Source organism: Mycobacterium sp. ABE4_509 (assembly GCF_056160785.1).
This window is the reverse complement of the sequence record NZ_JBSWXU010000168.1, coordinates 1-11063: the sequence shown is the minus strand read 5'-3', so window position 1 is coordinate 11063 and position 11063 is coordinate 1. Positions and strand designations below refer to the sequence as shown.

The following is an 11063-nucleotide window of genomic DNA, read 5'->3' as shown; positions in this document are numbered from 1 at the left end:
GAACGACGACGGGCGCCCGCCGCCGAAACCGCCGCCGAAGCCTCCTCCGAAACCGCCGCCGAACCCGCCGCGGCGCCGCCGGCGCCCCATTCCGCCGCTGAACCCACCGCCGAGCACGTTGCCGATGATGATGCCGCCGATGACCGCGCCCAGGTCGCCGCCGGAGCTGCCACCGCCCCAGCCGCCCGAGGTGTAGTTGCGCTGGGCGGCCCGCACGTCGTCGTTGGCCAGCGACTGGGCCTGGGAGGCCAGCGATGACGCGTTGTTGGCGTGGTCGATCGCCTCGCTGAGGTTGGTGTTCCTCTTGTCCTGCGCGGCCTGCAGCTGCCGGACCGCTTCAGCCAGCCGGGTGCGCGCCTCCGGGCCGATGCTGCCGCGCCGGGTGTCGATGAAGTCGGAGACCCCACGCACCCGCGATTGCGCGGTCATCAGGGCCTGGTCGTAGGCGCGGCTCATCCGCTCCACCGCGGCGCGCTCCTCGGCGACGTCGGACAGCAGCCGGTCCAGATCCGCGTCGGCCTTGGTCAACCGGGTGAACACGCCGAGAGGGTCGGTCCCGCCGTGCGCGCGGGCATCCTCGACGGCACCGACCGCGGCGGTGCGCGCAGCGTCGAGCTCGGTGCGGTGCGAGGTGTTGCCCCGCTGCAGTTGCCGGTCGGCCTCGCCGATCCCGTTCTCGATGTCCTCGACGGCCCCGGGCAGCGCGGCGACCGCCCGGTTGATGTCGGCACCCACCGAGTCGATGGCATCCAGCAGCGCCTTGGCCTGGCCCAGTGACGACTCGGCCGCCCGGACGGCGTCGACCAGCCCGATCTGTTGGCCGACCGGCCGCGCCACCAGCGCGCGGGCGTTGCCGATGTTCTGGTCGGCGAAGGCCAGCCGCTCCTTGGCGGTGGCGACGTTGTCGGCGACCGAAACCAGTGCGGCGGCATCGAATTGCCTGCTCAGGGCGGCCATCGTCTGCTCGGCCGGCTCGATACGGGCGGTCAGCGCGACCATCTGCTGGGTCATGGCGTCGAGCCGGGTGGGCGCGTTGATGACCAGGTCGCGCAGCTTCTCGAAGGCCTCGCTCTGGGCTTCCAGTTCCTTGTCGGCCTTCGCGGCCGCGACGATGGTCCTGGTCAGCAGGTCGCGGCGCTGCTCGGGGGTTTCGGGCACGGCGTCGTCGAGGATCTGGCGGACGTTGAACGCCTGCGCCAGCGCGGTCCGGGCGCCGGCGACGGCTTTGCGGAACGGTTCGGTGCGGGCGGGGCTGAATTCGTCCTCGGCCAAGGTGAGTTCACTCTCGCTGGTGCGCACCGCGTTGTCGACGTCGACGACGATCTCCCTGCTCAGCCGGTCCAGGGCGTCCAGCGGTACCGACGCCAGCGCCTGCGGGTCGGCGGGGTCGACGCGACGGGCCGCCTCGAACGCATCCTCGCGGCGCTTGCGCTTGCGTCGCTTGGACCACAACACCAGCCCGGTCACGGCCAGCCCCAGCCCGCCCAGCACGACCACCGTGCCCACCAGCGACCCGCCCCCCGAGGACGTCGACGACGATCCCGACGGGCTCGAGGTCCGCGATGTGGCCGAGCCGGCGATACCGTCGGCGGCGGCGACGGCCGCGCCGGCGAAGTCGTTGGCGCGCAACGCCGGCTCGATCATCTCGATCTGGATGTTCTCGGCCGCCGCCTGCGACATCATCGCGCTGGGCACCTGGAACGCGTAGGACCGTTCGGCCACCGCCACCGCCAGCAGCGCATCGCGGTCGCCGAAGTCACTGAGTTCCATGGTGCTTCGGGCCCAGCTCGTGGCGCTCTGCCCGAATTCGTCGACGAACACCACCCACAGCCGGACGCGGTGCTCGTCGTAGAGCCCCGACAGCGCGTTCTGCACCTCGGTGGCCTGTCCGGGGGTGAGCGCACCGGCCCGGTCGGTGAGGTAGTCGGGCACCCGGAACGGGGGCTCGGCCAGCGCGGCCGGCGCGCTCAGCAACGCGGTCAGCGCAGCGACGAACAGCATGGGCAGCAGGCGAGCGACACGCATGCAGGCCAATCTAGTGCCGTGAGCTGCTCCGGCAGCGATCAGTCGCCGAACGGCCTGGCAGACTGTGCGGCGGTGGCTACAGACCTGACTCAGGATCCCTACAGCGAGTTCGACCGGCAACGCCTGGTGGTCGAACCGCCGAAGGGTGCCGCGCTCGCGGGTACGGACACCGAGCACCGCACCGACTTCGCCCGGGACCGGGCCCGGGTGCTGCACTCGGCGGCGTTGCGGCGGCTGGCCGACAAGACCCAGGTGGTCGGCCCGCGGCAGAGCGAGACCCCCCGCACCCGCCTGACCCACTCGCTGGAGGTCGCCCAGATCGGGCGGGGGATGGCCGTCGGGCTGGGTGCCGACCCGGACCTCGTCGATCTGGCCGGGCTGGCTCATGACATCGGCCATCCGCCTTACGGGCACAACGGAGAGCGTGCGCTCAACCAGATCGGCGAGGTGTGCGGCGGCTTCGAGGGCAACGCGCAGAACTTTCGGATCCTGACCCGCCTGGAGCCGAAAGTGCTTGACAAGCAGGGTGATCAACCCCGCAGCGCGGGTCTGAACCTGACCCGGGCGGCGTTGGACGCGGTGACGAAGTACCCGTGGTACCGGCCTCCGGAGGGTGGGAAGTTCGGGTTCTATCCCGACGACGCCGCGATGGCGGCGTGGATGCGCGGGGACGCGCCCGATCGCCGGCCGTGCCTGGAGGCGCAGATCATGGACTGGGCCGACGACGTCGCCTACTCGGTTCACGACGTCGAGGACGGGGTGATTTCGGGGCGGATCGACCTGAGGGTCCTCGGTGACGACGACGCGGTCGGCGCGCTGGGCAGATTGGGCCAGTCGCACGGCATGGGCGGGGGACTGGCGGCCGCCGACCTGGTGGAGGCAGCCGAGCGGCTCTCGGAACTGCCCACGGTTGCGGCCATCGGCAAGTACGACGGCACGTTGAGCGCGTCGGTGGCGTTGAAGACGATGACCAGTGAGCTGGTCGGCCGGTTCGCCTCCTCGGCGATCGCGGCCACCCGGAACTCCGCCGGTCCCGGACGGCTGGTGCGCTACCAGGCCGGCCTGGAGGTCCCCACCGTGGTGCGTGCCGAGGTGGCGGTGCTCAAGATCCTGGCGCTGCAGTTCATCATGTCCGACCCGCGGCATCTGGAGCTGCAGGCCCGCCAGCGTGATCAGATCAAGGCTGCGGTGCAGTTCGTGCTCTCGGGGGCGCCGGCGACGCTGGATCCGCTGTTCGCCCCGGAGTTCCACGCCGCCGCCGACGACGCGGCCCGGCTGCGGGTGGTGATCGACCAGGTCGCGTCGTTCACCGAAGGCCGGCTCGAACGGTTGTACGGAGGGCGCTAGGGACCGCGTCGGCGCGCGCCACCCTCGGTCCGAGGATGCCCGGTGGGCCCGGGCGGCACAGATTCCAACACGCCGATTTACGCCCCAGATACAAACGCGCTGAGCAGGGGTGCAGGAGTCGATCTCGGTGTTGGAGTTGCCGAGGCGGGGATGCACCCGCAGTCTCGGATTCTGGATCCAAAACCCGGGGTCCGATATCCAACAGCTGTCGACGACCGAGGAACACCATGCCCAGAACCGCCGAGATCGCCGGCGCGGGTCTGTCCGGATTGCTGCTGGCCACCAGGCTCGCTCAGCTCGGCTGGAGGGTTCGACTCCACGAGCGCAACGACGATCTGCGGATGTTCGGTGCGGGAATCTGGATTTGGGAAAGTGGCCTGCGGGCCCTCGAAGTCGTCGGCGCCTATGACCAGGCCGTGGCCCGGGCACGCTCCATCGCCGAGTGGCGCATCGCAGACCCGAACGGGCGGGTGCTCATGTCGCGGCCGACCACCGCTGAGGACCGGCTGCTGCTGCCGCCCCGCGCCGACCTCTACGAGGCCCTGATAGCACAGGCCGTCGCATTCGGGGTGGAGATCAAGACGTCGTCGACCGTCGTCGGCATCACCACAGAGGGTGAGATCGAGATGGCCGACGGTGCGCGGCACAAGGCTGATCTGGTGGTCGCCGCTGACGGCGCGTACTCCCGCCTGCGCGAGTCGATCTCGGCGACGGCGTGGATGGACTTCGGGGTCGAGGCGGGTATCCGCATGATGATCGACCGCAAGGAAGGCGATCCGGAGGACACGATCATCGAGTATTGGCACGGGCCACGGCGCCTGCTGTACAACCCCTGCACCGACGGTCAGGACTACATCTTCCTCAGCGCTCCGGTTTCCGACGACCGCGCCAGCACCATGCCGGTGGACCGCGAGTTGTGGAGCACGGCTTTCCCGCAGGCATCCCATCTGGTCGAACGGTTCGCCGAAGCCAGCCGCTGGGACCGGTTGGTCAACGTGCGTTGCCGGCAGTGGTCGAAAGGACATGCCGCCGTCATCGGGGACGCCGCCCATGCAATGCCGCCCAACCTCGGGCAGGCGGCCAACACGGCGTTCATCAACGCCATGGCTCTGGCGATGGCGCTGGAACGCAACAGTGATGTTCCCGCGGCGCTTGCGCAGTGGGAGAAGGAAAACAGGGCGCTGACCAATCACGTTCAATGGTGGTCGTATCTCTACGGTTTCGTGCTGTCCAAGGTGCCGGAGCCGGCCGATCGGATACGAGGGCGGCTGCTGCGTTCGGTATCGGGGACGCGGGCCTTCCAGAACGGACTGAACAAGGGCGTGCGAACCGTTCCGGCCGGGGCCCGCACGACCGCTGCGGCGTGATCATGCAACGGCGGTCCCAGTTGTCCACACTCGAGGAGGCGCAGGCGTGAGATACGTGTCGTATATCGGTTCCGGCGGAATCATGGCCGGAGTGCTCAGCGGGGACAGGGTCATTCCGCTGCTGGGCGGTGACCAGGTCGACTGGACGGGCCAGCCGATCGGGTTGCTCGACCACATCGTCAGCGGGTCCCCGTCCGGCCGGCTGCTCGAGGACGCGGCGGTGCCGGCGGACAGTGTGACGCTCACCGCACCCATCCCGGCGCCGCGACGCAACATCTTCTGCATCGGGCAGAACTACGCCGAGCATTCCCTGGAATTCGATGCGTCGGGGTTCAATGCCACTGCAGGGCAGGGAATTCCAGATAGGCCGGTCGTCTTCACCAAGGCGCCGACGACGGTGATCGGCACCGGTGACACCATTCCCGCCCACAGCGGGCTCACGAGCAAGCTCGACTACGAAGCCGAGCTCGCTGTGATCATCGGCGCCGGCGGCACCGCGATCAGTACCCAGGACGCGATGTCGCACGTCTGGGGTTACACCATCGTCAACGACGTGACGGCCCGCGATCTACAGCATTCACACCGGCAGTGGTTCCTCGGCAAGTCGTTGGACGGATCGTGTCCGATGGGACCGATCGCGGTCACTGCCGACGAGGTGGACCATCGCGACCTCTTGGTCGAATCACGGGTGAACGGCGAGCTGCGCCAGAGCGCGAAGAGCTCCGACCTGATCTTCGACATTCCGGACCTGATCGCCACCATCAGCGCGGGGATGACGCTACTTCCCGGAGACATCATCGCGACGGGAACGCCCCTGGGCGTCGGTATCGGGTTTGATCCGCCGCAGTTCCTGCAGCCCGGCGATGTCGTCGAAGTCTCGATCTCCGGCTTGGGCAGTCTGGTCAACCCGGTCGCCCAGTCCACCGGCGGTGCGCGATGACCGTCGACACGGGCTCTGCCGGCGATGGCGCCGGTATCACTCCGATCGCACGCAGCACTGTGCGCGACGCCGTCCGCGAAGCGCTGCGTGACCTGATCATCAGCGGCGGAGTTCATACCGATGTGCCACTGCGCCAAGATGAACTCGCCGCGCGGCTGGACGTCAGCCGGACCCCGCTACGCGAAGCGCTGCACGCGCTGGCCAGTGAGGGACTCATCACGATCGATCCCCGGCGCGGAGCGATGGTCTCCAAGCCCACGGTGCAGCAACTGTTGGACCTCTACGAGATCCGCGAGCAGCTGGAGGTGCTGGCCGGGCGCCACGCGGTGGCCGCGGCCAGCGCCGAACACGTGGACCACGTCGCGCGGATCAACGAACAGATGGCGGCAGTCACCGATCCCGTTCTGTGGGCGCAGCTGAACCAGGAGTTCCATTCCAGGCTCTACGCCGCGTGTCCGAACAAGGAACTTCTCGCGCTGATCGACACGCTTTCTTCGCGGGCGAAGTTCTATGTGCGCATTCTGGTGTCCAGCCAGCCCCCCGCGCAGGGCGCTCTGCACGAGCACTCGGAAATGCTGGGTGCGTTGCGCAACCGCGATCCGGACGCCATGGAACGGGCGATCAGGCGGCACCTGCGGTCAACGGTCGCACACGTTGCGCCCGCGCTGTCGGAAAGCCCTCCTGCTGAGGAAATCTGAATGATTGGAGATCACTGATGGCGGTTCGCTATCTTCCCACTGTCGAGGGTCTGGGCAAGTTCGGGGACTACTCGCCGGTATCACTGACCGACGGTCTGGTGGCGGTAGCCGGACAGTTCGGAACCGACGACCCGGACCCGGCCGGTCAGGTGCGTGGCGCCTTCGCCAACGTCGGCAAGGCACTGTCCGCGACCGGCCTGAGCTTCGACGATGTCGTCAAGTTCAACACCTATGTCGTCGGGCGAGAGACCATCCCGGTATTCATGGAGGTCCGCAAGGAGGTGTTCGCCGACATCTATCCTGCGGGTGTCTACCCACCGAACACCCTGCTGGTCGTGGCAGGTCTGGTGGAGGAGCGGTTCGTGATCGAGATCGAGGCTCTCGCGTCCCGGGGGACAGTTCAGTGAGCGGCCCTGTGGGCAAGCCGTTCAGCCATGGTCGTGACGCGGTGATCTCCTATCCCGTCACCGCGGCCGGCATCCGCACCCGAGTGGTGGAATCCCAGGGTGGTCGGGTCCCGCTGGTCTGCCTACACGGTGTGGGATCGCGTGCTGACCGGTTCATTCCGGTGACGCCGGGCCTGGTCGAGTCCGGCTTCCACGTCTACGCAATCGACTTCCCCGGCCACGGCTTCGCCGACAAGAGGCAGGGAATCGACTACCGGCCAAGAGGATTCGCTGAGTTCGTGGCCGCCGTACTCGATGTACTCGGGCTCAGCGATGTGATCGTGATGGGCACGTCGCTGGGTGGCCATGTCGCAGCCCGGTTGGCTTGTGACCGACCCGACCTGGTTTCGGCGGTCGTGCTCATCGGCACCATGGGTATCTCGGAGTACCCCGAAGTGAACAAGGTCGATCCGACAGGTGTTGCCGACGGAAGCAGCGAGGCGATTCGGAAGAAATTCGCTCTGCTGGTCTCCGACCCGGACATGGTTACCGACGCATGGGTGCGGGAGGAGTCGATGATCAACTCCTCGCATGGCGCTCGGGAGGCACTGTCGTCCGTGTCGGCACTACTCAACGACGAGGCGAACGAGGACCGGCAGGGCGAACGGCTCCTCACCGAGCGCCCGCAGCTGCCGACGTTGCTGGTATGGGGCGCCGACGACCGCTGGACACCACTGTCGATGGGATGGACGACATCGTGATCATCGGCACCGACGGTGGAGAGCCGGCATTGGAGGCCGTCGAGGCCGGGACCCTCGACATGACGATCAGCCTGTGCGGATATGCGACCGGTCGGGCCGGTGCTGAGGCCCTCATCGACAACCTGCGTGACGGGACTGAACCCGCGGACCGGTTCGTGGCGGTGGACGCGCTGACGATCACCCAGGACACGCTCGGTGACGCCCGGTCCAAGATGGCTGCTGGTGAGTGCTGACGGGTGGGCCGATCGCCGATGACTGATGAGCGTTGCGGGGCAGCGGAGTTAGGGCGGATCGCGCGTTCGAGTGTGTTCTCCGAAGAGGTCTATCGGGATGAGCTGGCAGCGGTCTTCAACCGATCCTGGCTGTTCATCGGCCAGGAGAGCGAGATCCCGGGCGCCGGTGACTACGTGACGAGGCGCATGGCCGACGACGAGGTCATCATGTGCCGGTCGGCGGCCGGAGCGGTCAACGTCTTGCTGAACTCGTGCGCTCATCGCGGAACACAGTTGTGTCGCAACGATGCTGGATCATCGCAGCGCTTCACCTGCATGTATCACGGATGGGTCTACGACACCGAGGGAAACCTCCGCGGAATCAGGAACAGGCGATTGTTCCCCGCCGACGTCGACGTCGCCGAGCACGGACTCAGCAAGGCCAGGGTGGCCCGGTATCTGGGCCTGGTTTTCGCCACCTGGAACTCGCAGGCTCCTCCCTTCGCTGAGGAGCTCGGTGAGATGGACTTCTACCTCGAGGCGCTGCTCGGCAAGGCCGATCAGGGGTGGGAGGTAGTCGGCGAGCCGCTGCGCTGGCGAACCCGCTGCAACTGGAAGCTGTCGGTGGAGAACTTCGGGATGGACAGTCTGCACCTCGACAGCCTGCACGCCAATCCGATCAAGCTGGGGGTGTTCGGGGCCGGTGGCTCCAAGCTGACCTCTTATTCGGTGGTGACAGCTGGTGGACACGGCATTGCGGCGACCAAGCTGTCCGACGGTGACGGACGCTGCTACCCCGGTTACCCGGGCGAGCTGGCCGAGCAGTTCGCCACCCATGGCTCACCCGCTCAGCGGTGGTTCGCCAGCGACAACGTGGTGTGCAAGGGAAACCTCTTCCCGAACTTCAGTTTCATCGAGCTGGTTCACGAGACGACAGGCGATCCAGCGGCGCCGCCCGTGTCGGCGGTCATGCTGCGGTCGGCCCAGCCGCTGGGGCCGACGAGCACCGAGATCTGGATGTGGATCCTGGTGCCCCGCGCGGCGGATGCGCAGTGGAAGCGTTGGTCGCAGGAATCGTTGGTGCGAACTCTGGGGGTCAGCGGAACATTCGAGCCCGACGATCTGGCCAATGCGGTGTCGGTGTCGTCGGTCAACGTCGGCACCCGCGCGGGCGGAGAGGACTTCTTGTTTCTCGGGGGAGCGCATCTGCGGCCCCAGGCCGAGGTCGGTGGGCACCGGCTGCCGGGCTCGGTCTACGTAGCGCCCCTCAACACCGAGGTGCTGCAGCGGGCTTTCCTGCAGGAGTGGGACGCGCGGCTGCGGATGCAGGCGGCCGAGGCCGGCCGATGAGCTTGCCGGTGGATGGGGCGAGGTTGTCGGACCTGCTGTTGCTCGATCGCGTCGAGCGCGCCTACCGGCAGGAGGCCGAGTTGCTCGACGACGACGACATGGCAGCCTGGAGCAACTGGCTCGACGAGGATTTTCGGTACGAGGTGCCGATCCCGGTGAGCAGGGGCGGCGCGCCACCTCGGGCTTACTCTGAGCGCGGACTGTTCGCCGTCGAGACGAAACCGACCATCGAGTTGTGGGTTCGCCGGGTTTCGGAGGCCAACATCGGCACAGCCTATGCCGAGAACTCCGCCATCCGGACAAGGCACTTCGTCACCAACGTCCGGATCCGCGACGTCGGTCGAGGTGTGTTGCGGGTGTCGAGCAACGTGCTGTTGAGCTGGAATCACCGCGGTGAGCCGCCGACCTTCGCCAGCGCGGAACGGTCCGATCTGCTGGTGATGCGGGAGGAGGAGTTTACGTTGCGGTCGCGCCGGGTGCTGTTGGACTGCGACGTGGTGCACCTCAACCACCTGCGAGTGATCTTCTGACAGCCAGGCCCGCTGTCGACCAAGGCTCGGCTGCAACAACGGCAACCGGGCTAGGTCGGCGGGTCGCGACCTCTAGACTGGCCGGGTGGCAGGCGATGCGAGTCGGGGGCGGGGCAGGATCCCCGATCGCGATATCGCCGCCATCCGTGAGCGGGTCAGTATCGAAGACGTCGTCGGTGACTACGTGCAGCTGCGCCGGGCCGGCGCCGACTCGCTGAAGGGGCTGTGCCCCTTCCACGACGAGAAGTCGCCGTCGTTCCACGTCCGGCCCAACCACGGGCACTTCCACTGCTTCGGCTGCGGGGAAGGCGGCGACGTCTATGCGTTCCTGCAGAAGATCGAGCACGTCACCTTCGTCGAGGCCGTCGAGCTGCTCGCCGACCGGGTCGGCTACACCGTCACCTACACCGGTGGGTCGAACACCAACGTCCAGCGCGACCGGGGCAGCCGCAGCAGGCTGCTTGCCGCCAACTCCGCAGCCCAGGAGTTCTACGCCGGGGCGCTGGGCTCCGAGGAGGCCGCGCCGGCACGCCAGTACCTGCTCGAGCGCAACTTCGACGCCGAAGCCGCCGGGCGGTTCGGCTGCGGTTTCGCGCCTTCGGGGTGGGACTCGCTGACAAAGCACCTGCTGCGCAAGGGGTTCGAGTTCAAGGAACTCGAGGCGGCCGGACTCTCGCGGGAGGGCCGGCGGGGTCCGATGGATCGGTTCCACCGGCGGCTGCTGTGGCCGATCAGGGCCGGCGGCGGCGAGGTCATCGGGTTCGGCGCCCGCCGGATCTTCGACGACGACCCGATGGAGGCCAAGTACGTCAACACCCCCGAGACGGTGCTGTACAAGAAGTCCTCCGTGCTGTTCGGGCTCGACCTGGCCAAACGCGACATCGCGAAATCGCACCGCGCCGTCGTCGTGGAGGGCTACACCGACGTGATGGCGATGCACATGGCCGGGGAGACGACGGCCGTCGCCTCCTGCGGCACCGCGTTCGGGGAGGGCCACCTGGCGCTGCTGCGCCGGCTGATGATGGACGACAACTGGTACCGCGGCGAGCTGATCTTCGTGTTCGACGGCGACTCGGCCGGGCAGGCGGCGGCGCTGAAGGCCTTCGACGGTGACCAGCAGGTGGCCGGCAAGTCGTTCGTGGCGATCGCCGCCGACGGGATGGACCCGTGTGATCTGCGGCTGCGCTCCGGGGACGGCGCGCTGCGCGATCTGGTGGCCCGGCGCATCCCGATGTTCGAGTTCGCGGTGCGCAGCCTGATCCCGGCCGACGACGTGCTCGACAACGACCCGCAGGCCCAGGTCGACGCGTTGCGCCGGTCGGTGCCGCTGGTGGCCCGGATCAGGGATTACGCCCTGCGCGACGAGTACGCGCGCCGGTTGGCGGGCTGGACCGGCTGGCGCGACGAGGGCCAGGTGCTGGCCCGGGTGCGCGAGGAGGCCGGCAAG

General features: G+C 68.0%; 11 protein-coding genes. 10 read left to right on the top strand and 1 reads right to left on the bottom strand.

The genetic code is table 11. The features are described from left to right. Nucleotides 1-2025: TPM domain-containing protein (locus ACXAID_RS24525; RefSeq protein ID WP_475024786.1), on the bottom strand; the 2025-nt coding region annotated here is incomplete at its 3' end. 72 nt (nt 2026-2097) lie between these two features. Here ACXAID_RS24525 and ACXAID_RS24520 point away from each other — a divergent pair. The 10 genes from ACXAID_RS24520 to dnaG form a co-directional block, all read left to right on the top strand. Continuing rightward, entirely contained in the window at nt 2098-3372 is a 1275-nt protein-coding gene (locus tag ACXAID_RS24520; protein WP_475024785.1) for a deoxyguanosinetriphosphate triphosphohydrolase, read from the top strand. A 227-nt stretch (nt 3373-3599) separates the two neighbouring features. Continuing rightward, a complete protein-coding gene (locus ACXAID_RS24515) occupies nt 3600-4739 on the top strand; it encodes an FAD-dependent oxidoreductase (protein ID WP_475024784.1) in 1140 nt (379 codons plus the stop codon). Nucleotides 4740-4785: 46 nt separating this feature from the next. Further along, nucleotides 4786-5679 (top strand): fumarylacetoacetate hydrolase family protein, encoded by an 894-nt coding sequence (locus ACXAID_RS24510; protein ID WP_475024783.1) that lies wholly within the window; start codon nt 4786-4788, stop codon nt 5677-5679. Beyond that, a complete protein-coding gene (locus ACXAID_RS24505; protein ID WP_475024782.1) occupies nt 5676-6377 on the top strand; it encodes a GntR family transcriptional regulator in 702 nt (233 codons plus the stop codon). Before ACXAID_RS24510 ends, ACXAID_RS24505 begins: the two co-directional genes overlap by 4 nt. 17 nt (nt 6378-6394) lie before the next feature. After that, entirely contained in the window at nt 6395-6784 is a 390-nt protein-coding gene (locus ACXAID_RS24500; RefSeq protein ID WP_475024781.1) for a RidA family protein, read from the top strand. Further along, entirely contained in the window at nt 6781-7524 is a 744-nt protein-coding gene (locus ACXAID_RS24495; protein WP_475024780.1) for an alpha/beta fold hydrolase, read from the top strand. Before ACXAID_RS24500 ends, ACXAID_RS24495 begins: the two co-directional genes overlap by 4 nt. Next, entirely contained in the window at nt 7509-7757 is a 249-nt protein-coding gene (locus ACXAID_RS24490) for a hypothetical protein (protein ID WP_475024779.1), read from the top strand. The genes ACXAID_RS24495 and ACXAID_RS24490 overlap by 16 nt, the downstream gene beginning before the upstream one ends. An 18-nt stretch (nt 7758-7775) precedes the next feature. Further along, entirely contained in the window at nt 7776-9086 is a 1311-nt protein-coding gene (locus tag ACXAID_RS24485; RefSeq protein ID WP_475024778.1) for an aromatic ring-hydroxylating oxygenase subunit alpha, read from the top strand. Continuing rightward, nucleotides 9083-9616: an aromatic-ring-hydroxylating dioxygenase subunit beta gene (locus ACXAID_RS24480; RefSeq protein ID WP_475024777.1), complete on the top strand. Its 534-nt coding sequence runs from the start codon at nt 9083-9085 to the stop codon at nt 9614-9616. The genes ACXAID_RS24485 and ACXAID_RS24480 overlap by 4 nt, the downstream gene beginning before the upstream one ends. Nucleotides 9617-9701: 85 nt before the next feature. Then, nucleotides 9702-11063, top strand: a 1362-nt coding sequence (dnaG, locus tag ACXAID_RS24475; protein WP_475024776.1) for a DNA primase, incomplete at its 3' end; no start/stop codon positions are given.

Coding starts and splice junctions, on each gene's coding strand:
- ACXAID_RS24515 (WP_475024784.1), top strand. CDS start 3,600: ATGCCCAGAACCGCCGAGATCGCCGGCGCGGGTCTGTCCGGATTGCTG.
- ACXAID_RS24505 (WP_475024782.1), top strand. CDS start 5,676: ATGACCGTCGACACGGGCTCTGCCGGCGATGGCGCCGGTATCACTCCG.
- ACXAID_RS24500 (WP_475024781.1), top strand. CDS start 6,395: ATGGCGGTTCGCTATCTTCCCACTGTCGAGGGTCTGGGCAAGTTCGGG.
- ACXAID_RS24490 (WP_475024779.1), top strand. CDS start 7,509: ATGGACGACATCGTGATCATCGGCACCGACGGTGGAGAGCCGGCATTG.
- ACXAID_RS24485 (WP_475024778.1), top strand. CDS start 7,776: ATGACTGATGAGCGTTGCGGGGCAGCGGAGTTAGGGCGGATCGCGCGT.
- ACXAID_RS24480 (WP_475024777.1), top strand. CDS start 9,083: ATGAGCTTGCCGGTGGATGGGGCGAGGTTGTCGGACCTGCTGTTGCTC.